This window comes from Roseovarius azorensis, assembly GCF_900109455.1.
Classification (GTDB): domain Bacteria; phylum Pseudomonadota; class Alphaproteobacteria; order Rhodobacterales; family Rhodobacteraceae; genus Roseovarius; species Roseovarius azorensis.
On record NZ_FOAG01000009.1, the window covers coordinates 38,468 to 63,895 of the forward strand.

General features: G+C 63.8%; 26 protein-coding genes, 1 tRNA gene and 1 pseudogene. 16 read left to right on the top strand and 12 right to left on the bottom strand.

Going from position 1 to position 25,428, the window contains the following annotated elements; genetic code table 11:
* Positions 1-97: 97 nt before the first annotated feature.
* The 5 genes from BSG08_RS13655 to pdxH form a co-directional block, all read right to left on the bottom strand.
* Positions 98-3,772: a vitamin B12-dependent ribonucleotide reductase gene (locus BSG08_RS13655; protein ID WP_093037996.1), complete on the bottom strand. Its 3,675-nt coding sequence runs from the start codon at positions 3,770-3,772 to the stop codon at positions 98-100.
* 523 nt (positions 3,773-4,295) lie between these two features.
* Positions 4,296-4,372, bottom strand: a tRNA-Pro gene (locus BSG08_RS13660).
* 43 nt (positions 4,373-4,415) lie between these two features.
* Positions 4,416-4,898, bottom strand: a complete 483-nt coding sequence (locus BSG08_RS13665) for a DUF192 domain-containing protein (RefSeq protein WP_093037999.1) — start codon at positions 4,896-4,898, stop codon at positions 4,416-4,418.
* The gene (locus BSG08_RS13670) at positions 4,868-5,437 is read right to left on the bottom strand and encodes a cold-shock protein (RefSeq protein ID WP_093038002.1); all 570 of its coding nucleotides are present in this window, start codon (positions 5,435-5,437) and stop codon (positions 4,868-4,870) included. Before BSG08_RS13670 ends, BSG08_RS13665 begins: the two co-directional genes overlap by 31 nt.
* Before the next feature lie 86 nt (positions 5,438-5,523).
* The gene (gene pdxH / locus BSG08_RS13675) at positions 5,524-6,126 is read right to left on the bottom strand and encodes a pyridoxamine 5'-phosphate oxidase (protein ID WP_093038005.1); all 603 of its coding nucleotides are present in this window, start codon (positions 6,124-6,126) and stop codon (positions 5,524-5,526) included.
* 153 nt (positions 6,127-6,279) lie between these two features.
* On the opposite strand from pdxH, the gene fabI reads away from it, so the two are divergent.
* The 7 genes and pseudogenes from fabI (at position 6,280) to BSG08_RS13710 (ending at position 13,474) form a co-directional block, all read left to right on the top strand.
* Positions 6,280-7,086 carry an enoyl-ACP reductase FabI gene (gene fabI / locus BSG08_RS13680; protein ID WP_093038008.1) on the top strand — a complete coding sequence of 269 codons (807 nt, stop codon included), beginning with the start codon at positions 6,280-6,282 and terminating at the stop codon, positions 7,084-7,086.
* Between the two features lie 10 nt (positions 7,087-7,096).
* On the top strand, positions 7,097-7,702 hold the full coding sequence (locus BSG08_RS13685; RefSeq protein ID WP_093038013.1) for a LysE family translocator: 606 nt from the start codon (positions 7,097-7,099) through the stop codon (positions 7,700-7,702).
* 5 nt (positions 7,703-7,707) lie between these two features.
* Positions 7,708-8,205, top strand: coding sequence for a xanthine phosphoribosyltransferase (gpt, locus tag BSG08_RS13690; protein ID WP_093038016.1), 498 nt, complete (start codon positions 7,708-7,710; stop codon positions 8,203-8,205).
* Positions 8,180-9,420, top strand: a pseudogene (locus tag BSG08_RS13695) (aminotransferase). Before gpt ends, BSG08_RS13695 begins: the two are co-directional and overlap by 26 nt.
* Positions 9,421-9,463: 43 nt before the next feature.
* Positions 9,464-11,302 carry a peptidylprolyl isomerase gene (locus tag BSG08_RS13700; RefSeq protein WP_093038019.1) on the top strand — a complete coding sequence of 613 codons (1,839 nt, stop codon included), beginning with the start codon at positions 9,464-9,466 and terminating at the stop codon, positions 11,300-11,302.
* A gap of 12 nt (positions 11,303-11,314) precedes the next feature.
* Complete coding sequence (gene trpE / locus BSG08_RS13705) at positions 11,315-12,826, top strand: anthranilate synthase component I (RefSeq protein WP_093038022.1); 1,512 nt, start codon at positions 11,315-11,317, stop codon at positions 12,824-12,826.
* Between the two features lie 102 nt (positions 12,827-12,928).
* A complete protein-coding gene (locus BSG08_RS13710) occupies positions 12,929-13,474 on the top strand; it encodes an rRNA large subunit pseudouridine synthase E (protein ID WP_093038027.1) in 546 nt (181 codons plus the stop codon).
* Between the two features lie 5 nt (positions 13,475-13,479).
* On the opposite strand, the gene BSG08_RS13715 is transcribed toward BSG08_RS13710, so the two are convergent.
* Positions 13,480-14,952, bottom strand: coding sequence for a divergent polysaccharide deacetylase family protein (locus BSG08_RS13715; protein WP_245770707.1), 1,473 nt, complete (start codon positions 14,950-14,952; stop codon positions 13,480-13,482).
* A 134-nt stretch (positions 14,953-15,086) separates the two neighbouring features.
* Between BSG08_RS13715 and BSG08_RS13720 the strand changes: the two genes are divergently transcribed.
* The 6 genes from BSG08_RS13720 to BSG08_RS13745 all read left to right on the top strand — a co-directional run bounded on the left by BSG08_RS13720 (position 15,087) and on the right by BSG08_RS13745 (position 19,882).
* A complete protein-coding gene (locus tag BSG08_RS13720; protein WP_093038030.1) occupies positions 15,087-15,668 on the top strand; it encodes an anthranilate synthase component II in 582 nt (193 codons plus the stop codon).
* Positions 15,665-16,687, top strand: a complete 1,023-nt coding sequence (gene trpD / locus BSG08_RS13725) for an anthranilate phosphoribosyltransferase (RefSeq protein WP_093038033.1) — start codon at positions 15,665-15,667, stop codon at positions 16,685-16,687. The genes BSG08_RS13720 and trpD overlap by 4 nt, the downstream gene beginning before the upstream one ends.
* A complete protein-coding gene (gene trpC / locus BSG08_RS13730) occupies positions 16,684-17,499 on the top strand; it encodes an indole-3-glycerol phosphate synthase TrpC (protein ID WP_093038036.1) in 816 nt (271 codons plus the stop codon). Before trpD ends, trpC begins: the two co-directional genes overlap by 4 nt.
* Positions 17,499-17,975: a cyclic pyranopterin monophosphate synthase MoaC gene (gene moaC, locus BSG08_RS13735; protein ID WP_093038039.1), complete on the top strand. Its 477-nt coding sequence runs from the start codon at positions 17,499-17,501 to the stop codon at positions 17,973-17,975. Before trpC ends, moaC begins: the two co-directional genes overlap by 1 nt.
* A complete protein-coding gene (locus BSG08_RS13740; RefSeq protein ID WP_093038041.1) occupies positions 17,972-19,144 on the top strand; it encodes a molybdopterin molybdotransferase MoeA in 1,173 nt (390 codons plus the stop codon). The genes moaC and BSG08_RS13740 overlap by 4 nt, the downstream gene beginning before the upstream one ends.
* Positions 19,145-19,246: 102 nt before the next feature.
* Positions 19,247-19,882 carry a 50S ribosomal protein L25/general stress protein Ctc gene (locus BSG08_RS13745; protein WP_093038044.1) on the top strand — a complete coding sequence of 212 codons (636 nt, stop codon included), beginning with the start codon at positions 19,247-19,249 and terminating at the stop codon, positions 19,880-19,882.
* A 63-nt stretch (positions 19,883-19,945) separates the two neighbouring features.
* Here BSG08_RS13745 and BSG08_RS13750 read toward each other — a convergent pair whose 3' ends face one another.
* On the bottom strand, positions 19,946-20,626 hold the full coding sequence (locus BSG08_RS13750; protein ID WP_093038047.1) for an FkbM family methyltransferase: 681 nt from the start codon (positions 20,624-20,626) through the stop codon (positions 19,946-19,948).
* Positions 20,627-20,699: 73 nt separating this feature from the next.
* Here BSG08_RS13750 and pth point away from each other — a divergent pair, with 73 nt between their 5' ends.
* The 3 genes from pth (at position 20,700) to BSG08_RS13765 (ending at position 22,272) form a co-directional block, all read left to right on the top strand.
* Positions 20,700-21,392, top strand: a complete 693-nt coding sequence (gene pth, locus BSG08_RS13755) for an aminoacyl-tRNA hydrolase (protein WP_093038050.1) — start codon at positions 20,700-20,702, stop codon at positions 21,390-21,392.
* 163 nt (positions 21,393-21,555) lie between these two features.
* Positions 21,556-21,876, top strand: a complete 321-nt coding sequence (hmuQ, locus tag BSG08_RS13760) for a heme-degrading protein HmuQ (protein WP_093038258.1) — start codon at positions 21,556-21,558, stop codon at positions 21,874-21,876.
* Positions 21,877-21,900: 24 nt separating this feature from the next.
* On the top strand, positions 21,901-22,272 hold the full coding sequence (locus BSG08_RS13765) for a DUF2237 family protein (protein ID WP_425439294.1): 372 nt from the start codon (positions 21,901-21,903) through the stop codon (positions 22,270-22,272).
* A gap of 99 nt (positions 22,273-22,371) precedes the next feature.
* Here BSG08_RS13765 and trpB read toward each other — a convergent pair whose 3' ends face one another.
* From trpB to ihfB, 5 genes are all read right to left on the bottom strand, one after another.
* A complete protein-coding gene (gene trpB, locus BSG08_RS13770) occupies positions 22,372-23,604 on the bottom strand; it encodes a tryptophan synthase subunit beta (RefSeq protein ID WP_093038058.1) in 1,233 nt (410 codons plus the stop codon).
* Between the two features lie 81 nt (positions 23,605-23,685).
* Positions 23,686-23,994 (bottom strand): N-(5'-phosphoribosyl)anthranilate isomerase, encoded by a 309-nt coding sequence (locus tag BSG08_RS13775; protein WP_245770708.1) that lies wholly within the window; start codon positions 23,992-23,994, stop codon positions 23,686-23,688.
* A gap of 24 nt (positions 23,995-24,018) precedes the next feature.
* The gene (locus BSG08_RS13780) at positions 24,019-24,675 is read right to left on the bottom strand and encodes a phosphoribosylanthranilate isomerase (RefSeq protein ID WP_093038061.1); all 657 of its coding nucleotides are present in this window, start codon (positions 24,673-24,675) and stop codon (positions 24,019-24,021) included.
* Positions 24,676-24,683: 8 nt separating this feature from the next.
* The gene (locus tag BSG08_RS13785; RefSeq protein ID WP_093038064.1) at positions 24,684-25,034 is read right to left on the bottom strand and encodes a LapA family protein; all 351 of its coding nucleotides are present in this window, start codon (positions 25,032-25,034) and stop codon (positions 24,684-24,686) included.
* A 3-nt stretch (positions 25,035-25,037) separates the two neighbouring features.
* Complete coding sequence (gene ihfB, locus BSG08_RS13790) at positions 25,038-25,319, bottom strand: integration host factor subunit beta (protein ID WP_093038066.1); 282 nt, start codon at positions 25,317-25,319, stop codon at positions 25,038-25,040.
* Positions 25,320-25,428 lie beyond the last annotated feature (109 nt).

Here is a 25,428-nt window from a genome sequence, read left to right on the forward strand (position 1 = left end):
ATCACGGATCAGGAGAAGTTTTGACTGCCCGATTGTTTTTGCCTGCATCCCGATCCGCGTTCAGGGCGAGCGCACCCGCCCAGGAACTGTTTAACCCTCAACTACACCCGCTCGTCGCCCCGCAGGTGTTGCACTTCATGCAGGTGCCGTTGCGCACCAGCGTGTAGTTGCCGCATTCGCCGCAGGCCTCGCCCTCGTAACCCTGCAGGCGCGCCTTGGTGCGGGCGTCGATGCTGGCGGTGGCCATGGCGGTGGTGCTCGACATCGCCGCCGTCACCGTGGCGCCTGCGGTTTCCGGCACCAGCGTGGCCAGCATGCTCACCGGGTCGAGCCCGTCGCCGCTGGCGCGCGCCATGGTCTGTCCGCCCTGAAACACCACCAGTTCCTGCGGCAGACGCTTGCGCAGATAGCCGGTCGAGCTGATCTGCTTGAGCACCTCCAGGGATTTTGTCGCAGCTTCGCCCGACATCTCCTTGATATTGCTTACACCTTCCTCTTCGCCTCGACCGATATCGTCAAAGCTGGCCCCGAGGGGTTTGACATGCGCCAGATCGGTGCGGTCGAGATAGCTCACCGCCAGTTCGCGGAAGATGTAATCCAGGATCGAGGTGGCCGACTTGATGCTGTCATTGCCCTGCACCATCCCCGCCGGCTCGAACTTGGTAAAGGTGAAGGCGTCGACGAATTCCTCCAGCGGCACGCCGTATTGCAGGCCCACGGAAACGGCGATGGCAAAGTTGTTCATCATCGCGCGGAACCCGGCACCTTCCTTGTGCATGTCGATGAAGATTTCGCCCAACTGGCCATCCTCGTACTCGCCGGTGCGCAGATAGACCTTGTGACCGCCCACGATCGCCTTTTGCGTATAGCCCTTGCGCCGCTCGGGCAGCTTTTCGCGGTGCGATTTCTGGATTTCCTTGATGATCACCTTTTCCACGATCTTTTCGGCCAGCACCTGCGCCTTTTGCTGCGGCGTGCCGGATTCGAGGATCTCGGCGGCCTCATCGTCATCCTCGACCAGGCTTGCCGCCAGCGGCTGGCTGAGCTTGGATCCATCACGATAGAGCGCGTTGGCCTTGATGCCCAGCGACCACGACAGCTCATACGCCTTCTGGCAATCCTCGATGGTGGCGTCGTTGGGCATGTTGATCGTCTTGGAGATCGCACCCGAGATGAACGACTGCGCCGCCGCCATCATGTGAATATGGCTTGCCACGCTGAGATAGCGCTTGCCCGTCTTGCCGCAGGGATTGGCGCAATCGAAGATGTGGTAATGCGCCGGGTCGAGATGCGGCGCGCCCTCCAGCGTCATGGTGCCGCAAACGTGGTCATTGGCGGCCTCGATATCGCGCCGGGAATACCCCAGATGCGCAAGCAGGTCGAAAGCAGGATCGTTGAGCTTTTCCGCCGGAATGCCCAGCACCTGCGTGCAGAATTCCGTACCCAGCGTCCACTGGTTGAACACGAACCGGATATCGAAGGCGGAACCCAGGGCCGCGTCGATTCTGGCCAGTTCGTTGACGCCAAAGCCATGCCCGATGAGCGAGGTCGGATTGATCCCCGGCGCATTGCCGATGCTGCCATGACCCACGGCGTAGGACACGATTTCCTCGATCTGGGCGGAACCGTAGCCCAGCTTTTCCAGCGCCGCCGGAACCGAGTGGTTGATGATCTTGAAATAGCCGCCACCCGCCAGTTTCTTGAACTTGACCAGCGCAAAATCCGGCTCGATCCCGGTCGTGTCGCAATCCATCACCAGACCGATGGTGCCGGTGGGCGCGATGACCGATGTCTGCGCATTGCGATAGCCATGCTTCTCGCCCAGCTTGAGCGCCTCGTCCCAGCTCGCCATCGCCAGATCGACAAGCCGCGCATCGGGGCAATTCCTGTGATCGAGCGGAACGGGCCGGGTCGCCAGCCCCTCGTAACCTTCGGTCGCGCCATAGGCGGCGTTGCGATGATTGCGGATCACCCGCAGCATGTGCCTTGCGTTGCGCTCGTAGCCCGCAAAGGCCCCCAATTCGCCCGCCATCTCGGCGCTGGTGGCATAGGCCACGCCCGTCATGATCGCCGTGAGCGCACCGCAAAGCGCCCGGCCCTCATCGCTGTCATAGCCCAGCCCCATGTTCATCAGGAGGCCACCGATATTGGCATAACCCAGACCGAGTGTGCGGAATTCGTAACTGCGCAGCGCGATTTCCCTTGATGGGAATTGCGCCATCAGGACCGAGATTTCCAGCGTCACGGTCCACAGCCGGGTGGCGTGCATATAGGCTTCCGCGTCGAATTGCCCGTCGGTGTAGAACTTGAGCAGGTTCATCGAGGCGAGGTTGCAGGCCGTGTCGTCGAGGAACATGTATTCCGAACAGGGGTTGGAGCCCCTGATCTCGCCATCCTCGGGGCAGGTGTGCCAGGCGTTGACGGTGTCGTGATACTGGATACCGGGATCGGCACAGGCCCATGCGGCGTGACCCACATCCTCCCACAGATCACGCGCCTTGATCGTCTTGGCGACCGAGCCGTCAACGCGGTTGATCAGTGCCCAGTCCTCGTCATTCTCGACGGCCTTGAGAAAGGCGTCGGTGACACGGATCGAATTGTTGGAATTCTGGCCCGAGACACTTGCATAGGCCTCCGAGTCCCAGTCGGTGTCATAGGTCGGGAATTCGATGCTGTCATAGCCCTGTTTGGCGTAGTCCAGCACGCGCTTGACGTAGGTTTCCGGGATCTGCACCTGCTTGGCGCCGCGAATGGCGGATTTGAGCTGCTCATTCTTCTTGGGGTCAACCGCGTCCTCGCTGCTGCCATCCCATGCCCGGATCGCGGCAAAGATCTCGTTCAGCTTCTGCTCGTGCATCTTGGAGCCCGCGACGATGCTGGCAACCTTCTGCTCTTCCTTGACCTTCCAGTTGATGAATTCCTGGATATCGGGGTGGTCGGCATCACAGATCACCATCTTGGCGGCGCGCCGCGTGGTGCCGCCCGACTTGATTGCACCCGCCGCGCGATCACCGATCTTGAGAAAGCCCATCAGACCAGAAGACTTGCCCCCGCCCGACAGCCGCTCGCCAGCGGCGCGCAGGCTGGAGAAATTGGTGCCGGTGCCAGAACCGTATTTGAACAGACGCGCCTCGCGCACCCACAGATCCATGATGCCGCCATCACCCACCAGATCATCCTTTACCGACTGGATGAAGCAGGCATGCGGTTGCGGATGCTCATAGGCAGAGGCGGATTTGGTCAGTTTGCCGGTTTGGAAATCGACATAATAATGGCCCTGGCTGGGGCCGTCGATGCCATAGGCCCAGTGCAGCCCGGTATTGAACCATTGCGGGCTGTTGGGGGCCGCCATCTGGCGCGCCAGCATGAACCGCATTTCGTCGAAATAGGCCTGTGCATCCTCTTCGGTCGAGAAATACCCGCCCTTCCAGCCCCAATAGGTCCAGGCCCCGGCCAGCCGGTCGAAAACCTGCTTGGCCGAGGTCTCGCCACCGGTTCCGGTGTTGTCATCCGCCGGAACGGAACGCCACAGAAATTCCGGCATGCCCTTTTCCCGAACCTTCTTGAGCTTGAGCGGAACGCCCGCCTTGCGGAAATATTTCTGGGCGATCACATCGCTGGCGACCTGGCTCCAGCCTGCGGGCACTTCGACCTCATCGAGACGAAACACCGTCGTGCCATCGGGATTGCGGATCTCGGAACTGGTGGTGACGAATTCCAGCGCGGCATAGGCGTCCTGTCCGGCGGTGGTGAATTTGCGTTCGATCTTCATCTGTTCTGTCCCCGAATAATTCCGATAGGCCCTCGGCCCGGTGAGTCTGACGCCGGTTGATCCGCGAGACACAGTGCGATCCTGTCGCTGACGCAATACGCGCAGCGCGGTCGGTGCCTTTTGGCTATCCGGCATATGTTAGTTGGGTTGCATGTCCCTGCCCGGGCTAACCACTATATCTTGTGGCCTTGCTGCCCGCCTACACAAACTGACGTATATTGGCATCGCGGGTCAATCGAAAATTTACGCATTTCAGAAGAAAAATGGTTTGACTGCATCCGTAACCGCACCCCGCCTTCACGGGCGTGTGATTCATCCACAGGGAGAGCGGGAAGAATGCAGCAGCGCGGCGTCGAAAATAACGTGTTGTTTCAGGCGTGCTTAGCGGATGAACCTGTCAGATCGCTTGAACTCTGCCTTGCCGGTCACACCGATTCTCCTCCCGGCCCGGCTCACCGACCGGGACCGCCCTGACGGGCGCCGCAGGCGGCCTGCTCCTGTCGTGCCGTGCAAGTGAGAACCGTGGTCGGGGCGGCGAGATTCGAACTCACGACCCCCTGTACCCAAAACAGGTGCGCTACCAGACTGCGCTACGCCCCGGACCGTGCGCCTCAATACTGGTGATTTGTCGGATTGAAAAGCCCTAACAGGGCCATGCCGCCCCGTCCTTGGCAAAGGCCGGGTGCTGCAATTGCGTGCCTGCGGTGATTCCCATGCGCCGCGCCAGCCCGCCGTTGATCTCGAGCACGGCAATCGTGTCAGATCCGCCGAAAATCGGGGTCTCGTCATGCGGAATCGCCATGTGATGCACGCTGGTGACGGTGCCGGTCGCGTCAACAAACAGCATGTCGAGCGGAATCAGCGTGTTCTTCATCCAGAAACCCACCTGTCTGGGGGCGGGATAGACAAACAGCATGCCCGCCGTGGTCGGCAGGCTTTCGCGGTGCATCAGTCCGCGCGCCCGCGATTCGGCGCTATCCGCCACTTCGACCGAAAACCGCGCCTGCCCCCAATCCCCGCGCAGCATCACATGATCCGCAACGCATTGCGCATGCGCGACAGAGGCCGCGCAGATTGCCCAGAGCCAGATCAGCGCTAGCCGGAGCCTTTTACCGCCATTTCCCATCCGCAGACCTCGGTTGCCATCCGGCCTCTCTTACCTTCGATCACGCGGATCGCCAAGGCCTCTCCGGGTTGCAGATCGGCAAGGCCCGACCGCCGCAGCACCTCGATATGCACGAACACGTCCTCTTCGCTGCCAAACGTGTTGGCAAAGCCAAAACCCTTGCCCTTGTCGAACCATTTGACGCGCGCAGGCAACAACGGAGCGGCCCGGATCACCTCGGGGTCGATATCATCCAGATCCGCAAGCCCGGAGCTTTCGATGTCATCGGGTGGCTCGACCGAATGTATCACCACGGCCTGCCGGCCACGTTCGGTAACCTGCACATCAAGTTCGACACCTGCGCGATCCGCGACCGAGCTCTGGCCGAAATTACGCAATACATTCGCATGCAGAAGTATGTCAGGCCCGCCCTCATCGGCGATCACAAAACCGAAACCCTTGACCGGGTCAAACCACTTAACGCGCCCTTTTACTCTGCGAGTATCTTCTTCGTTTGTCGTCACAATCGCCCACCTAACAGTCCCCACCCCCAAGACCATGTTAACACTTGCGTCAAATCACTACCCGCTTGCAAGAGCAAAATAGCCATTATTCATAATGCCTTGCATTTCACGTAACGTGAAATTCAGGGGTTGAGGCGTTCGACATTCCATGTTTCATTTCCCGCTTGCCTGCGCCAGACAAATCGGTCGTGCAGGCGAAACGCACCATCAGCCCAGAACTCAATCTCAACAGGGGCGATTCTGAAACCTCCCCAAAAGGATGGGCGCGACGGATTCGGGCCTTTTTGCGCCGTCACCTTCGCCACCTCTGCCATCAGCGCCGCCCGCGAGGACAGCGGCTGCGACTGGCGCGACGCCCAGGCACCCAGGCGGCTACCGAGCGAGCGCGAGGCATAATAGGCATCCGCCGCCGGTCCCTCTTCGCGTGTCACCGCACCGCGAATGCGGAGCTGGCGACGCAGCGATTTCCAGTGCAGCAGCATTGCGGCCCTCGGATTGACGGTCAGTTCCCGACCCTTGGCAGAAGTGTAGTTCGTGTAAAAGACAAAACTGTCCTCGCCTATCTCCTTGAGCAGAACCATGCGCACGTTGGGCAGACCTTCGGCATCGACCGTCGCGAGCGCGGCGGCATTCGGATCGTTGATCTCGGTCCTTTCTGCCTCGGCCAGCCATTCACGCGCTATCTCGAACGGATTGTTGCCCGCAAAAATTCCGTCACGTTCCATTTCGGCGCCGTTCCAGTCTGTCACATTGATCCCGGCGCACAGTTTAGCGTTTCGCCGAAATTTTGACAGAGGGATGTGACGACGAGCAGCCCTTGATGCAATCCTGTCAATCGCCTAAAGGTCAGAAAAACGAAAAATGGCCGGGGGCTGGGAATGTCGAACACTCTGATGGCGGGAAAACGCGGCCTGATCATGGGGCTTGCCAATGACAAGTCGATCGCATGGGGCATCGCCAGGGCCTGTGCGGGCGCAGGCGCCGAACTTGCCTTCAGCTATCAGGGCGAGGCGCTGAAGAAACGGGTCGATCCGCTGGCGGCAGAGCTTGGGTCCAACATCGTGCTGCCTTGCGACGTGGCCGACATGTCCTCGGTCGATCAGCTATTTGCCGATCTGGGCAAACGCTGGGACAGCCTTGATTTCGTGGTCCATGCCATCGGCTTTTCCGACAAGAACGAATTGCGCGGACGTTATGTGGACACCAGCCGCGACAATTTCAGGATGACCATGGATATCTCGGTCTATTCCTTTACCGCCGTGATGCAGCGCGCCGAAAAGATGATGAGCGAGGGCGGCAGCGCGCTGACGCTGACCTATTACGGGGCCGAACAGGTCATGCCGCATTACAACGTGATGGGTGTCGCCAAGGCGGCGCTTGAGGCGAGCGTGAAATACATGGCCGAGGATCTGGGCCGCGACGGCATCCGGGTCAATGCAATCAGCGCCGGGCCGATCAAGACATTGGCCGCCTCCGGCATCGGAGATTTCCGCTATATTCTCAAATGGAACGAGCTGAATTCGCCTCTGCGCCGCAACGTGACCATCGACGATGTGGGCCGCTCGGCGCTCTACCTGCTCAGCGATCTGGGCTCGGGCGTCACCGGCGAGACGCTGCATGTGGACGCCGGCTATCACATCGTGGGCATGAAGGCCGTGGACGCCCCCGACATCGACGCGACCTGAGGGCGGGCGGATGACTGCACTCGACCTTCTGGCGTTCAACGCGATTCTGGCGGCGGCCATCCTCAGCCCCGGCCCCGCGCTGCTGTTCGCGCTGCGCACGGCGCTGGCGGACGGGCGTGGCGCGGGGGTCGCTGCCGGGATGGGCTTGGGTCTTGTGGCGGCGGGCTGGACTCTGGCGGCGCTGCTGGGACTGGAGGCGCTCTTCGTGCTGTTCCCATGGGCCTATGTGACGTTGAAACTGGCGGGAGCGGCTTATCTTCTATACATCGCCTGGCGGATGTGGCGGGCGGCGCACGCACCTCTGGCCGCCGCAACGCGCAGGCCACGCGGGCGCGCATTTCTGGACGGGGCGCTCATCAACCTCGGCAATCCGAAATCGGTGCTGTTCGCCGCGTCGGTTCTGGTCGTGGTCTTTCCCAAGGGGCTGAGCGCCCATGAGATCGCGTTGATCGTCGGGAATCACATGATTGTCGAATGGCTGTTCTACGCGGGTTTTGCCACTCTGCTGAGCGGCGCATCCGCCCGGCGCGCCTATCTCGGCGCGAAACCCTGGATCGACCGGGCGGCGGCATTGTTACTGGGCGCGCTCGGTCTGAAACTCTTGTTGAGCAGGTGAATGACATGACCGACCGTCTGCCTCATGAAAAAGGCTTTCACGTCAGCTGGGATCAGCTGCATCGCGATGCGCGGGCGCTGGCCTGGCGTCTGCAGGGCGAGGCCCCCGAAGACGGCTGGCGTGCGGTCGTCGCGATAACCCGCGGCGGCATGGCACCCGCAATGATCGTGGCGCGAGAACTGGACATCCGCACGGTCGATACGATCAGCGTAAAGTCCTACAACCACCAGACGCAGACCGAACCGCAGGTGATCAAATCTCCCGACATGACGATCGTGGGCGACGGGACCGGCGTGCTGATCGTCGACGATCTGGTGGATACCGGCCGCACGCTGGCGGTGGTGCGCGCGCAGATGCCGCGCGCCCATGTCGCCACCGTCTATGCCAAGCCGATGGGGCGCGCGCAGGTAGACACGTTCATCACCGAGGTCAGCCAGGACACCTGGATTTTCTTTCCGTGGGACATGGCGCTGCAATATGTCGAACCCTATCGGGGCGCGTGACGTGCCCCTCGTGACCCGCACCGCCCAGACCTTTTCTCCGCCCATCACGGAAGCGCGGGGCTGGCTCGACGGGGTGATCCTTCCGCCCGAGCGACCGCTCATCAACGTGAGTCAGGCCGCGCCTGTCGAGGCCCCGCCCGAGGCGCTGCGCCGCGCGGTGGCCGAGGCCGCGCTGCACGAACCGCAGGCTCATCTCTATGGCCCGGTCCTGGGTCTGCCCGAACTGCGCGGGGAAATTGCCGCACAATGGTCCGTGACCTATGGCGGGATCGTCGAGGCGGGCAATGTGGCGATCACCTCCGGCTGCAATCAGGCGTTTTGTGCAGCCCTCACCACACTCTGCACCGAAGGGGATGAAGTCATCCTTCCAACCCCATGGTATTTCAACCATAAAATGTGGCTGGATATGCAGGGGCTGCGTTCCGTCCCGCTGCCCGCCGGGGCGGAATTGCTGCCCGATCCGGCGCAGGCAGAGGCGCTGATCACCCCTCGCACCCGCGCCATCGTACTGGTCACCCCCAACAATCCCGGCGGGGTGGAATATCCCGCCGATCTGACGCGGGCCTTCTACAGTCTGTCGCGGGAGCGTGGTCTGGCGCTGATTCTGGACGAGACCTATCGCGATTTCGATGTGCGCCCCGGCGCGGGGCACGATCTCTTTCACGATCCGGACTGGGACAGAACGCTGATCCAGCTCTATTCCTTTTCCAAGGCTTACCGGCTTACCGGCTGACCGGGCACCGGGTTGGCGCAATGGTGACCTCGCCTGCCCGGCTGACCGAAGTCGAGAAATTCCTCGACACTGTGACGATCTGCCCCAATCAGCTGGGCCAGATCGCCGCGCTCTGGGGAATGCGCAACCTTGGTCAATGGCTGGCCGGGGAACGCGCCGAGATACTCGACCGGCGAGCAGCCATTCACGACAACCTCCCAAAGATCGCGGCGCAGGGCTGGCGCCTGTTGGGCTGCGGGGCCTATTTTGCCTATCTAGCACACCCTTTCGCCATGCCCTCGGATCAACTGGCGCAGCGGCTGGTGCGCGAGGTCGGGATCCTGCTGCTGCCCGGCACGATGTTCCGCCCAGCGGAGGATCCACAGGGCGCGCGAGAGCTGCGCGTGGCCTTTGCCAATCTCGACCGGACGGGGATAGGTCATCTGTTCGACCGACTGTCCGGTCTCAGTTGGCCCCTTGCCCCGGCAGATGTCAGCACGTAGATAGACGGACAGGCAGAATTCGGCGATTTCGGAGGGCGCGAGGATGGCAGCCAAGAGCATGTCCAAAGGGGCAATGTGGATCCTGATGGGACTTCTGATCGTCGGGCTTGCCGGGTTCGGTGCGACCAATCACTCTGGCTCGGTGAGCAGTGTAGGGTCGGTGGGTGATGCCGAGATCGACGTGTCCACCTATGCCAACGCACTTCAGAACGAACTGCGGGCGCTGGCGGCGGAACGCGGCGCTCCGGTCAGCTTTTCCGAGGCGCGCGCGAACGGCATCGACCGTCAGGTTCTGGCGCAACTGGTGTCGCGCGCCGCTCTCGAACATGAGGCCGCGCGGATCGGGATTTCCGTGGGCGACGAGACGCTCCGCGACCAGATCGTCGACATCCCTGGATTTCAGGGGCTGGATGGCCGGTTCGATCCGGACACTTATCGCGCGTCGCTCCGGCATGCGGGGCTCACCGCAACCGAGTTCGAGAACAGCATACGCGCACAGACCGCCAGCACGTTGGTGCATGCAGCGGCGCTCGCGGGCTTGCAGACCCCCGCCACCTATATCGACACGATGATGACCTATCTCGCCGAGCGCCGCAGTGTCAGCTTTGTCGCGCTCGACCGCAACAATCTGACCGCAGGTCTGCCGGTCCCTACCGAAGCGGAACTGCGCGCCTATCACCAGAGCCACCTGCCACAGTTCACCACGCCCGAGGCCAAGAAGATCGCCTATGCCTGGGTCACACCTGCGCTGATAATCGACAAGGTCGAGGTCGACGAGACCGCCCTGCGCGCGGCCTACGCGGCGCGCGAGGCCGAATTCAACCTGCCCGAGCGGCGACTGGTCGAACGGCTGGTCTTTGCCGATGCAGAGGCGGCGGCGCGCGCCAGGGGGCGGATTGATCAGGGCATCATGTTTGAAATGCTGGTCGCGGAGCGTGGGCTTGAACTGAGCGATGTCGACATGGGCGATGTTTCGGCCGCCGATCTGGGCGCCGCCGCCGATCCGGTTTTTGCCGCTGAGCCGGGCGAGGTCGTGGGCCCGGTAGATACCAGCCTCGGGCCGGCGCTCTTTCGGGTCAATGCGGTTCTCGCGGCGCAGGTCACATCCTTCGAGGCCGCCGAGCCGGAATTGCGAAACGTGCTGGCCGCCGACCGCGCGCGGCGTGTGATAGAGGCTCTTGCTGATGAGGCTGACGATCTCCTGGCCGGAGGGGCCACGCTCGAGGATGTGGCGCGTGAAACCGATCTGGAACTGGGCTCGATCGACTGGCATCCCGGCCTGGCCGAGGGTATCGCGGGGTATGATGCGTTCCGCGCTGCCGCCGACGAGGTGACAGAGAACTCATATCCGGGAATCGAGCAGCTGGGGGATGGCGGGATCTTTGCCCTGCGCCTTGATGGCATCGAAGAACCGCGTATCCAGCCGCTCGAGGACGTGCGCGAGGCAGTGCTTGCGGGCTGGCGCACCGAGGCCACGGTTGCGGCCCTCAAGGCCCAGATCGCACCACAACTGGAAGAGTTGCGCAGCGGCGCGGATTTTGACGATCTCGGGTTCACCGCTACGCAGGTCAGCGATATAACCCGCCGCGACTATCAGCCGGACGCGCCCCCAGAATTCATCGAAACCGTGTTTGACATGGCATCCGGAGAGGTCCGGATCATCGAGGGCGCGGGACGCATCCATATCCTGCGGCTGGAATCGGTAGAGCCGCCCGCCGAAGATGACGAGGATCTGGACCGCCTGCGCGCTGCACTTCGAAATCAGGTGGCCGCTGATCTGGGTCAGGACATGTTTCAACTGTTGGCCGAGGATATTCAGGCACGGGCAGGAGTGACGCTTGACCAGACGACGCTCAATGCCGTGCATGCCAATTTTCACTGAGGACGGCATCGCGTGGATCTGACCCCCTCGTTCGCAGAGTTCGCCCGCGCCTACGAGGCAGGGCAGAATCAGGTCGTGCATGCGCGGCTTGCCGCCGATCTCGATACGCCCGTTTCGCTGATGCTCAAGCTCACGGGCGCCGCGCGCGACGCCTTCATGCTCGAATCGGTCACTGGCGGCGAGGTGCGCGGTCGCTATTCGATCATCGGGATGAAGCCCGATCTGATCTGGCAATGTCATGGAACATCAAGCCGGATCAACCGGCAGGCGCGATTCGATCCTGATGCCTTCGAGGATCAGACGGGCGATCCCCTCGGCACGCTGCGTGCCCTGATCGCCGAGAGCCGGATTGATCTGCCCGAGGATCTGCCGGCCGCGAGTGCGGGACTGTTCGGCTATCTTGGTTATGACATGATCCGCCTTGTCGAGCATCTGCCCGATGTGCCGCCCGACACGCTGGACCTGCCCGATGCAGTGATGCTGCGCCCCTCGGTGATTGCGGTGCTGGACGGGGTCAAGGGCGAAGTGACGGTGGTTGCCCCGGCCTGGGTCAGCTCCGGTCAATCGGCACGCGCCGCCTATGCACAGGCCGCAGAGCGGGTAATGGATGCGGTGCGCGATCTCGAACGCGCGCTGCCGCAGGCCAGTCGCAATCTGGGCGAGGCGCATGAGGATGCGCCCCCGGTGTCGAACTTTACACCGGAGGCCTACAAGGCCGCCGTGGAAAGGGCCAAGGAGTATATCCGCGCGGGCGACATCTTTCAGGTCGTCCCGTCGCAGCGCTGGACGCAACCGTTTCGCCAGCCACCCTTCGCGCTCTACCGCAGTCTGCGGCGCACCAACCCCTCACCTTTCATGTTCTATTTCAATTTCGGCGGGTTTCAGGTGGTGGGCGCCTCGCCCGAAATCCTGGTCCGGGTCTTTGGCCGCGAAGTGACGATCCGCCCGATCGCGGGCACCCGCCCGCGCGGCGCGACACCCGCCGAGGACCGCGCGCTCGAGGCCGATCTGCTGGCCGACAAGAAGGAACTGGCCGAGCATCTGATGCTGCTCGATCTGGGGCGCAATGATGCTGGCCGGGTCAGCAGGATCGGCACCGTGCGCCCGACCGAGGAATTCATCATCGAGCGCTACAGCCATGTCATGCACATCGTCAGCAATGTGGTGGGCGAACTGGCAGAGGATCAGGACGCGCTCTCGGCCCTGTTGGCGGGCCTGCCCGCCGGCACCGTGTCCGGCGCGCCCAAGGTGCGGGCAATGCAGATCATCGACGAACTGGAGCCGGAAAAGCGCGGCATATACGGCGGCGGCGTCGGCTATTTCAGCTCTGGCGGCGACATGGATGTCTGCATCGCGCTGCGCACCGCGGTCGTGAAGGACGAGAAACTATACATTCAGGCCGGCGGCGGCGTGGTCTATGACAGCGACCCCGAGGCAGAATACATGGAAACCGTCCACAAATCCAACGCCATACGCCGCGCGGCGGCGGATGCGGCACGGTTCGGCGGGGATGGAAACGGCTGATCCCGCGTGACACGGCCGACGATTGCGCCCCTGGCCACCTCAACGACAACGAAACCCCCTGGCAAGGCTTGCGGCAGCGCGCGCGCTCGGGCAAGAGGGTGCATGGCCCGCCTCATCCTGTTCAACAAACCCTATGACGTGCTGTCGCAATTCACCGATCGCGGCAGCACCGGGAACCCGCGCGCCACGCTCTCGGACTTCATCGACGTGCCGCGCGTCTACCCCGCCGGGCGGCTGGATCGCGACAGCGAGGGGCTGCTTCTGCTGACCGATGACGGACGGATGCAGGCGCGCATCGCCAATCCCCGTTTCAGAACCGAAAAGACCTATCTGGTCCAGGTCGAGGGACTGCCCGACGCAACCGCGCTCGCCGCTCTCAACCAAGGTGTCACGCTCAACGACGGCCCCACGCTTCCCGCGCGCGTGACGCGGATCGACCCGCCTGCGCTCTGGCCTCGCAATCCACCGGTGCGCTTTCGCAAATCGGTACCCGATTGCTGGCTGCAAATCACCATATCCGAGGGTCGTAACCGACAGGTGCGCCGGATGACGGCCCATGTGGGCCATCCTACCCTGCGGCTCATTCGCTGGCGGATCGGCGATTGGTCACTCGATGGCCTCGCCCCCGGAACGTGGCGCGATGCCTGACTGCCCTATTGCGCAGTCAGAACAGCCGAGACCGGGGCCAGGGCGACGCTCGCGGCGCGGTCCTGCAACCCCCAGACCAGCAGCGCGCTGATCGTCTCGTCCCGCAGGCGACCCAGCATGATCACGCCCTCGGCCTGCTGGTTCGCCTTCATCGCCGCCTGATCCAGAAAGCGGCGGATCGCGGCGGCATTCTGTCCCTGCCCGTCGAAATCGCGGAACAGCGTGGCCGAGGGCACGCCCTCGCGCGCAATCAGTTTCTGCACGGTGCCCAGACCGTTGGGATGCATCACAAGACCGTGCCCGCTCTCCAGCAGAATCGGGGCCAGTTGCGCGCTCGCCTCGCGGCTCGATTGCAGCCCGGTGCCGGTTCCTTCCAGCACCGCCACCGCCTGCGGCACCCGGCCCAGCCAGGTCTGCATCGCCACCTCGGCATCCATCGCACTCGCCCCTTCGGGCAGATCTGTCATGGCCAGCACCTCGAACCCGGCGGCGCGATACCGCTCCGCAGCAGCGCCCGCCCCGTCCCAGTTCACATCCACGGCGAAACTCACCGGATAGGGAAAGCCCTGCAGCGCATCAGGATCAATGCTGCCAGAGCCGTCATCCATCAGAATGATCGCCATCAGCGGCTTGCCCTGCGGATTTTCGAAAGGCTCCGCATTGCGTCCGAGCGCCCCCTGCGGCGCATCGGCAGAAGCGTCCCGCTCAGGCGTTTCCGGCGTCTGCGGCGCATCGGTGATGGCAGGCAGTCGGTCGGTGGTCACACCCTCGGCGCGGTTGTCGATCACCCCGGTCGTCGCAAGCGACTGCGCGGGCGTCCCGGTGCTGTCGGCCTCGGACTCCCCGATGCTGCCTTCGTCGGGCACTACGACCTCAGCCACGGCGGGGTCGGATGCCGAGGCGCCAGGCATCAGCGAGGGGGCGGGTTCCTCGACCGGAAAGACGGGAACCGCCTGCTCTTCGGGTTCCGCGCCGGGCATGGTGCCTGCCTCTTCGGATTCGGTGGCGGGGATCCTTGCCACATCGCCGGACACGTCCGGCACCCCCTCGGTGGCCGGAACGACCGGAGCCGCGGCCTGCGGACTGGGCAGAACCGGGTTTTCGGTCAAAACTGCGATTCCAGAGCCCGGCTCGCCTGACGATGTGGGCTGCGCCAGTTCCTCGGCCGCACCGGTCTCGGGCTGGATCGCGGGCGTGGTATCGGTTCCGCTCAGCGCCGCCAGATCATCCGGCGCGGGGGTTGCGACCTGCGGCCTGTCCGCGATCGTCGGCCCCTCCTGCAACGCAGGCAGCGCGGCTTCGGCATCCTCGCGCCGCAGATCGAATTCGGAACCGGGCGTTATTTCGACGCTTGCGGCCTCTGGCGACCCACCGGATCGCGTCTTGCCCGGTGCGCCGATCAGCACCGAGAGTCCACCCAGCACCAGCCCCGAGACCAGCGTTCCCGTGATCAGCCCTGCCAGAACTCCGCGTGCCACTGCCTTTGCCCTCGTATCTGCCTGTTTTGCCTCATAACGGCCTTGCGCCCCTTGACGGTGCCGCGCAAGCCTGAGCAAGTATACCGCGACCGGGGCCTTGGCCTCCAGCCCCCTTTGCACGAGGACAGGCAAGAATGCTGCTCTTGATCGATAACTACGACAGTTTCACCTATAATCTGGTGCATTACGTGGGTGAACTGGGGGCGCAAACGCGCGTGATGCGCAACGATGCGCTCAATGTGCAGGAGGCGATGGCGCTGCACCCCGCCGGTATCCTGCTGTCACCCGGTCCCTGCGATCCCGATCAGGCGGGAATCTGCCTGCCGCTCACTCTTGCCGCCGCCGAAGCGGGGATTCCGCTGCTTGGCGTGTGTCTCGGGCATCAGACCGTCGGTCAGGCCTTTGGTGGCCGGGTGATCCGTCACTCCGAGATCGTCCATGGCAAGATGGGCCAGATCCAGCATACCGGCCAGGGCGTCTTTGCCGGGCTGCCCTCGCCCTTCGAGGCGACGCGCTATCACTCGCTGGTGGTCGAACGCGACAGCCTGCCCGACTGCCTGGAGATCACCGCCACGCTGGAGGACGGCACCATCATGGGCCTGCAACACCGCGACCTGCCGATCCACGGCGTGCAGTTCCACCCCGAATCGATTGCCTCGCAACACGGGCATGCGCTCCTGAAGAATTTTCTCGATACCATGAAGGTTCCGGCATGAGCGACGGGATCAAATCCCTGATCGGCGCCGCCGCCGACCGCCCGCTGACGCGGGACGAGGCCGAGGCGGCGTTCCAGATCCTGTTCGAGGGCGAGGCCACCCCGGCGCAGACCGGCGGCTTTCTCATGGCGCTGCGCACACGGGGCGAGACGGTCGACGAATACGCCGCCGCCGCCGCCGTCATGCGGTCGAAATGCCACAAGGTGCGCGCGCCCGCAGGTGCGATGGATATCGTCGGCACCGGCGGCGACGGCAAGGGCACGCTCAACATTTCGACCGCCACCGCCTTTGTGGTGGCAGGCGCCGGGGTGCCGGTGGCCAAGCATGGCAACCGCAATCTCAGCTCGAAATCCGGTGCCGCGGACGCGCTCACGCAAATGGGCATCAAGGTCATGGTCGGCGTGCCCGTGGTCGAACGCGCGCTTGCCGAGGTGGGCATCGCCTTCATGATGGCGCCGATGCATCATCCGGCGATGGCCCATGTCGGCCCGGTGCGCACCGAACTGGGCACGCGCACGATCTTCAACATCCTCGGACCGCTGACCAATCCGGCGGGGGTCAAACGGCAACTGACCGGCGCCTTCTCGCGCGATCTGATCCGCCCGATGGCCGAGACGCTGGGGCAGCTGGGTTCAGAGCGCGCCTGGCTGGTGCATGGCTCGGACGGCACCGACGAAATGACCATCACCGGCGTGAGCTGGGTTGCCGCGCTGGAAGAGGATGGCAGCATCCGCGAGATCGAACTGCACCCCGAGGATTTCGGCCTGCCGGTGCATCCCTTCGAGGATATCCTGGGCGGCACGCCCGAACATAACGCCGCCGCCCTGCGCGCGCTGCTCGACGGCGCGCCCGGCGCCTATCGCGACGCGGTGCTGCTGAATGCCGCCGCCGCCCTGACCGTGGCGGGCCATGCGGACGATCTGCGCACCGGCGTGGCGCAGGCGGCGGAAAGCATCGACAGCGGCGCCGCGCGCGCCAGGATCGCCGCCTTGGCAACCCTGACAACGGAGGCCATATGACAACCCCAAGCATTCTCGAAAAGATCAAGACCTACAAGCTGGAGGAAATCGCCACGGCGAAGGACGCGCATCCGCTGGCGGAAATCGAGGCGCTGGCCAGGGAGGCCCCCGAGGTGCGCCCTTTCGCGCGTGCCCTGCAACAGGCGGGCAAGACCGGCTATGGCCTCATCGCCGAGATCAAGAAGGCCAGCCCCTCACGGGGTCTCATCCGCGCCGATTTCGATCCCGCAGCCCTGGCCGAGGCCTATGCCGAGGGGGGGGCTACCTGTCTCAGCGTGCTGACCGACACGCCCAGCTTTCAGGGCGCACCGGATTATCTCAGACAGGCGCGCGCCGCCTGCGATCTGCCGGTGCTGCGCAAGGATTTCATGTATGACCCCTATCAGGTGGCCGAGGCCCGCGCCTGGGGGGCCGATTGCATCCTGATCATCATGGCCAGCGTCTCCGACGCGCAGGCCGCGGAACTGGAGGACGCGGCGACCGAATGGGGGATGGACGCGCTGATCGAGGTGCATGACCGTGCCGAACTCGACCGCGCCAGTCTGTTGAAATCCCACATGATCGGAATCAACAACCGTGATCTCAACACGTTCGAGACCTCGCTCGACACCACCCGCAGGCTGTCCAGGCTGGTGCCCGCGGATCGCATGATCGTCTGCGAAAGCGGCCTTGTCACCCCCGATGATCTGGCCGATATGGCGCGCTACGGCGCGCGCGCCTTTCTGATCGGTGAAACGCTGATGCGCGCGGATGACGTGACCGGGGCCACCCGCGCGATCCTTGCCAATCCGCTGACCGCAGGCGGCATGTGATGGCCGGGCTCAGCCATTTCGACGGCAAGGGCGACGCCCATATGGTCGATGTCTCGGACAAGGCCGTGACCGCGCGCGTGGCCGTGGCCGAGGGTCACATCAGGATGGCGCCAGAAACCTTTGATATCATTGCCGAAGGCCGCGCCAAAAAGGGCGACGTTCTGGCCGTGGCGCGACTCGCGGGGATCATGGCGGCCAAGAAGACGCCCGATCTCATTCCGCTCTGCCACCCGCTGCCCGTCACCAGGGTGGCGGTCGAATTGACGCTTGACGCGGACCTGCCCGGCGTGCGTATCGAGGCCACGGTCAAGACCACCGGCCAGACCGGAGTGGAAATGGAGGCGCTGACCGCCGCCTCGGTGGCGGCGCTGACCGTCTATGACATGGCCAAGGCGGTGGACAAGGCAATGGAAATCGGCGGCATCCGCGTCATCCTCAAGGATGGCGGCAAATCCGGGCGGTACGAGGCGAAATGATCACCGTTGACGAGGCGCTGGAGCGGCTTTTCGCGCTGGTGAAGCCACTCGATACCGAAGAGGTGCCACTGATTGACGCCGCTGGCCGTGTGCTGGCACGCGATGTGACCGCCATGCGCGATCAGCCGCCCTTCGCCGCCTCGGCGATGGATGGCTACGCGGTTCGCGGTGCCGAGGTGGCGCCGGGCGCCATATTCGCCGTGATCGGCGAGGCGGCGGCAGGCCATGCCTATGACGGCGCAGTCGACCCCGGTCAGACAGTGCGAATTTTCACCGGCGCGCCACTGCCCAAAGGTGCCGACCGCGTGATCATCCAGGAAGATGTGGCGCGCGAGGGCGACCGCATCACCCTGGGCCAGAGTCCTGAAAGCAACGATAACGTCCGCCCCGCTGGCTGCGATTTTCGCAAGGGGCAGACGATGACCGCACCCCGCCGCCTGCGCCCGGCCGATATCGCGCTGCTGGCGTCGATGAACATTCCTTTCGTGCCGGTGCGCCGCAAACCGCAGGTGGCGCTGATCTCGACCGGCGACGAACTGGTCATGCCGGGCGAGACACCGGGGCCGGATCAGATCATCGCCTCCAACACCTTTGGCCTCAAGGCGCTGCTCGAAGACCATGGCGCGCGGGCGCGCGTCCTGCCCATCGCGCGCGATACCATCCGCTCTCTGGAAACCGCTTTTGACCTCGCGCAGGGGGCCGATCTCATCGTGACCATCGGCGGCGCCTCGGTCGGCGATCACGATCTGGTGGGCCGCGTGGCCGGCGATCTGGGAATGGACCGCGCCTTCTACACGGTGGCCATGCGCCCCGGCAAGCCGCTGATGGCGGGACGCATGGGCGATGCGGCGATGATCGGCCTGCCGGGCAATCCGGTCTCGGCCATGGTCTGCGGCCATGTTTTCGTGGTCCCGATGATTTCTGCGATGCTTGGTCTGGGTGCCACGCCAGCGCCACGCCACACCGCACGCCTGGCCGCCCCCCTGCCCGCCAACGGCCCGCGCGAGCATTACATGCGCGCTCGGATCACGCCGCGGGGCATCCTCGCCGAGGACCGGCAGGACAGCTCGCTGCTGAGCATTCTCGCCCATGCCGAGGCCCTGCTCGTGCGACCCGTCCGCGATCCGGCGCGCGCGGCGGGCGATCAGGTGGAATATCTGCCGCTCTGAAGCGTTTGCCTCTTTCCAAGCGCGCGCCCGTGGTCTATAGGCCCGGTTTCATGCGGGCCTACAGCCTTGGAGGAGACCCGCGCTAACCTATGGAGAGATAACATGGCTGGAGAAATTCCTGATCTTCAAGCCCAGGAACGCACGGGGACAGGCAAGGGCGCCGCTCGTGCAGCCCGCCGCGAGGGCATGGTTCCGGGGATCGTTTTCGGAGGCGAAAAAGCGCCGCTGCCGATCAACATTCCGTTCAACGCGCTGTTGAAGCGGCTCAGAAAGGGCCGGTTCAAATCGACGCTCTTCAATCTTCAGGTCGAAGGGCACGATGATGTTCGCGTGATCTGCCGTGATGTGCAGCGCGACGTGGTCAAGGATTTGCCGACGCATGTCGATTTCATGCGCCTGCGCCGCACCACCAAGGTGAATCTGTTCATCCATGTCGAGTTCATCAATCACGACGACTGCCCGGCACTTCGCAAGGGCGGCGTCCTGACCGTGGTGCGCAACGAGGTCGAGCTGAACGTGACCGCCGGCGATATCCCCGACCATCTGACGGTGGACCTGTCAAAGGTTCAAAGGATCGGCGATGTGGTGACGATTTCACAGGTCGCCCTGCCCGAAGGCGCTGAACTGGTGATCAAGGACCGCGATTTCGTGATCTGCAACATCTCGGCCCCCTCGGCGCTGAAATCGAGCGGCAGCGAGGACGAAGCCGAAGAAGAAGCCGAAGGCGAAGAGGCCTAAGCCTTTCCTCCTCGCCCGCGATCCTGTATCAGAACGCGGTTTCCGTCGCCGGAAACCGCGTTTTCATTTGCCCCGCACGCGGCGAAATCCCAGGACGCGTCCGCAGGATGGTCCGGGGTCATAGGTCAGCCCGGACTGCGACATGCAATCGACGATGCGCCTGATCACCGTGTCGGGATAGCGACCGGGATGCAGTTCCACGATTACCCTGCGTACGAAGCCGGGCCATGGCGCGTCAAAAAGATGCGCTTCGGCCCCTTCGATATCCACGATCACCACATCCGGGCGACAGGTTTCCAGCAGATCCCCAAGCCCCAGACGCGGCACATCCGCGACCGCCTCGGGCGCGGTGTCCTGATCCGCCAGCCGCGCCGCCCAAAAGGTTCGGGACGTATCGAAACCGATCGGCGCATCTCCGCCCGCCATCCCCGCGACCGCACCGTGCAATAGCGTGACCGCGCCAGCTCCGTTCCGGTCGAGATTGGCACGGATGACCGACAGCATCGCCGGATTGGCCTCGATCGTGGTCACGTTCCCGGCGCCCGTGATGCGCGCGCAGAGGCAGGCGATATAACCGATGCCCGCCCCCAGTTCCAGAACGCGCTGACCGGCGCGCAGGCGCATTCGGACGGCGCGCGCCTCCTGCGCCTCATAGCCGCCCGACGCGAGCTTGGCGGCGATGCGCTCGTCAAGCATCGCATCCGGCACCGAGAGGATCAGCCCGTCAATCTCGTATTCCGCCATCCGGCCCCGCCCCAGGTTGATTCCGCGGGCACAACGCCCTAGACCATCCTCAACAATCACAGGGGCATGGGCAATGCAGCTCTTTGTCGGTCTGGGCAATCCGGGCGCGAAATATGAAAACAACCGGCATAACATCGGGTTCATGGCGGTCGAACGGATCGCGGCGGATCATGGATTCGGCCCCTGGCGTGCGAAATTCCAGGGCCATGTGGCCGAAGGGGCATTGGACGGCGAGAAAGTGATCCTGCTCAAGCCCGCCACGTTCATGAACCTTTCGGGACAGTCGGTGGGCGAGGCGCTCAGGTTCTACAAGCTGACGCCCGGCGATGTCACGGTGTTTCACGACGAACTCGACCTCGCGCCGGGCAGGCTGCGCGTCAAGCAGGGCGGCGGACATGCCGGGCATAACGGGCTGCGCTCGATCCACAGCCATATCGGCGAGGCTTATGGCCGTGTGCGTCTGGGCATTGGCCATCCGGGGCACAAGGACCGGGTGGCGCATTACGTGCTGCAGGATTTCGCCAAGGCGGATGCGGCATGGCTAGATGATCTCATGCGCGGCATCTCCGAAGGTGCGCCCTGGCTCGCGCAGGGCAAGGCGGATAGGTTTCTCAATGCCGTAGCGAACCGGGTAAGCCCGCCGCGTTCGTCCAAGACGCCAGACACCAGCCGCACCCCGGAACCGGAACGCGCACCGCAAAATGACCCCACCCCGTCAGAAGACGCCCGCAGCCCTCTGCAACGCCTGATGGACAAGTTCCGCTGAGGACAGTGCGCCGACCACACAAGCGATACGGCGATCGCCGCAACCCTGGCTGATCGCGTCCCGACCGCTTGCCGCCCGCCGGGACTGCGCTATAGTTCCGAGGCAAGCAGGTCCGCCGGGCCAGAGCCAGCCTTTCCCGATGGATCAGACAGAAGGGCATATAATGACATTCATCGCGATGAACCGCTTTCGGGTAAGACCCGGCCATGAGGCGGATTTCGAACGGATGTGGGCCGAACGCAAAAGCCGCCTTGGCGAAGTGCCGGGTTTTCGTGAATTCCGCTTGCTGCGTGGACCCGAGGGCGAAGGGTATCGCCTCTATTCCAGCCACGTGATCTGGGACAGTCGCAGCGCCTTCGAGGGCTGGACGAAATCCGAACAGTTCCGCGACGCGCATCGCAACGTAGGTCAGCAGACGACGCGCGACGCTCTGATGGGACCACCACAATTCGAGGGATTCGAGACGGTCCTGGAACAAAGCTGATCAAGGCAAGGGAGACCCGGCATGATGCAAAAGGACAGATCGGTCAATGTTATGGGCAATCCGCTGAAGCCCTGTTCGAATGATCCGCTGACCGGGTTCTTCCGTGACGCACATTGCAACACCTGCGCCGAGGATCACGGCAGCCATACGGTTTGCGCGCTGATGACCGCCGAGTTTCTGGCCTATTCGAAATATGTCGGCAACGATCTCAGCACGCCGCGTCCCGAATTCGGCTTTGCCGGTCTGAAACCCGGCGATCAGTGGTGCCTTTGCGCCGCGCGCTTTCTGCAAGCGCATGACGAGGGCTGCGCACCGCAGGTGCGGCTCGAGGCCACGCATGAACGCGCGCTCGAAATCGTGCCGCTCGAGATCCTCAAACAACACGCGCCCGCGTGAGCGCGGCGGATATCCAACCAGACCGCGCCCTTCGCACAGCAGTGAAAACGGCGTCCGATACCTGCCACAAGTGTGGCGGGACGACCCCCGCCCTGCCCTTTACCCGCCGGTATTGATCTCGACGCCCAGATGCTTGGCGACGGCAAAGATGTCCTTGTCGCCACGACCGCACATGTTCATGACCAGCAGGTGATCGGCGGGCAGCGTCGGGGCAATCTTCATCACATGGGCCAGCGCATGGCTCGGCTCCAGCGCCGGGATGATGCCTTCCAGCGCGCAACTGAGCTGAAACGCCTCCAGCGCCTCCTTGTCGGTGATCGAAACATACTTTGCGCGGCCCGTCTCATGCAGCCAGCTGTGTTCAGGGCCGATGCCGGGATAGTCGAGCCCGGCGGAAATCGAATGCCCTTCAAGGATCTGCCCGTCGTCATCCTGCAACAGATAGGTCCGGTTGCCATGCAGCACACCGGGCCGCCCCCCGGTCAGCGAGGCGCAATGCTCCATCCGGTCATCGACGCCATGGCCGCCTGCCTCGACCCCGATGATGTTGACCGAAGGATCGTCGAGAAACGGGTAGAACAGTCCCATCGCGTTCGAACCGCCGCCAATGGCGGCAACCAGCGTATCCGGCAGACGACCCTCGGCGGCCTGCATCTGCTCGCGCGTTTCCTTGCCGATGATCGACTGGAAATCGCGCACCATGGCCGGATAGGGGTGCGGTCCGGCGACAGTGCCGATGCAGTAGAAGGTGTCGCGCACATTCGTGACCCAGTCGCGCAGCGCGTCGTTCATCGCATCCTTGAGCGTGCCACGCCCCGAGGTCACCGGCACCACCTCAGCCCCCAGCAGGCGCATGCGGAACACATTGGGTGCCTGCCGCTCGACATCATGCGCACCCATGTAGACCACGCATTTCAGCCCGAACTTGGCGCAGACCGTGGCGGTGGCCACGCCATGCTGCCCTGCCCCGGTCTCGGCAATGATCCGGTTCTTGCCCATGCGACGCGCCAGGATGATCTGGCCCAGCACATTGTTGATCTTGTGCGCGCCGGTATGATTCAGTTCGTCGCGCTTGAGATAGATCCTCGCCCCGCCCAGATGCCTGGTCATCCGGTCGGCGTAATAGAGCGGCGAGGGACGGCCCACGTAATGGGTCCAGAGATCCTGCATCTCGGCCCAAAACGACTGATCGGTCTTGGCATGCTCATACTGCTCTTCGAGCTCCAGAATGAGCGGCATCAGCGTCTCCGACACGAACCGCCCGCCGAAATCACCAAAGCGGCCCTTTTCGTCAGGTCCGGTCATGAAACTGTTGAAAAGATCGTTGGCCATGTGCTGCGCCCCTTGTTTGTCTCCGCTCGTCCTAGTGCGATGCCGCGCCAAGGGCAAGGGAAAGGCGTTTGCAAACGCCTTTCAACGCGGTTTCGAAACCGCGTGCCAAGCCGCTTGCAAGCGGCTTGGCCAAGGGATTTCGAAATCCCTTGGCCCCGGACCGCGCAGGCGACGAATGGGCTGGCCGTTGCAGAAGACCACGTAGTGTCGCCCGTTCTCGACAGCCTGAAAACCACGCCGTTCGACCGCGCGCAGGAACATCTCGCGCCCCACGAGGCGTTCCACGTCCCGAATCTGGCGTTTGACCACGCCACCGCGCCGTGCCTCGGCGGAGTCGAGGAACTGGGCAAGCCAGATTTCGGGGGTGAGATGGTCGGGGATCCGTGTCATGCGCCGAGCATGCGCATATCCTGGTTAATCGGTGCTTAATCCGCGCGCGTTCACGATAAAGGCGCGGATCAGGGCTGCATCCTTGACGCCCGGGGCGCGTTCGACACCCGAAGAAACATCGAGCTGCCGCGCCCCGGTGCGGGCAATTGCCTCGGCAACATTTCCTGGCGTCAGCCCCCCCGCCAGCAGCCAGGGCAAGGACCAGTCGCGACCGGCGATCAGCCCCCAGTCAAAGGCCAGCGCGTTGCCGCCGGGACGACTGGCCCCCTTGGGCGGCTTGGCGTCGATCAGCAACTGATCGGCCACCTGCGAATAGGCGTCGATCGGCGTCAGATCGGCGGGTTCCGCGATGCCGATCGCCTTCATCACCGGCAGACCATAGCGCGCCTTGATCTCTGCCACCCGCGCGGGCGTCTCATGGCCGTGCAACTGCAACATGTCGAGCGGCACGGTCTCGGTCAGCACATCGAGGGCTGTGTCATCCGCATCGACCGTCAGCGCCACCTTGGCCACACCCGCAGGCACGCCGAGTGCCAGCGCGCGTGCGCGCTCCGGTGTCACATGACGCGGAGAGCCTTCGAAAAACACAAAGCCCACATAGGCCGCGCCCGCCTCCACGGCGGCTGACACATCGGCAGCGGCGGTCAGGCCGCAGATCTTGACGCGAATATCCTGTGGCATGCCCCGATTTAGCTGGCTTCGTCCAGAAGTGCCAGCACCTCGTCCTTGCCCTGGTGCCGCTCGCCCTTGAGCCGCCTGACCTCGGCGCGCAGGCTGGCCAGTTCGCGCGCCTGCCGCGCGGCGGCCGTGCGCTCGCCCGCCTCGCGGATCCATTCCCAGACAAAGCCTACGATCAGTCCCATGAGGATGCCGCCAAAGATGACGATGAACAGCGGCAGATCGTATGTGGGATTGAGCGCCGCAAATCCCGCCATCTCGTCAGGCAGCACCCGCAGCGTCACGACCCCGCGATTGGCCAGGGCAATGAGCACCAGCGCCATGCCGAAAATGGCGATCGAGGCGTAGCGGACATAGCGCATCGGTTACTTTCCGTTCAGGCGGTCGCGCAACAGCTTGCCGGTCTTGAAGAACGGCACGCATTTTTCATCGACCTGCACACTTTCGCCGGTGCGCGGATTGCGCCCGATGCGCGCATCGCGCTTCTTGACCGAAAACGCGCCGAAACCGCGCAACTCGACCCGGTTGCCACTGGCAAGCGCATCCGAGATTTCATTGAAGATCGTGTTGACGATACGCTCGACATCGCGCTGGTAGAGATGCGGGTTCTCGTCGGCGATTTTCTGGATCAGTTCCGATCGGATCATCGGTGGTCTCTCCCCCGGCCTTATTGTTTGATCGTCAGTGGCAGTTTTGGGGACTATAGCCAGATTGCCGCAAAACCCAAACAGAAAGCCGGGCCAAGGGGCGGAAATC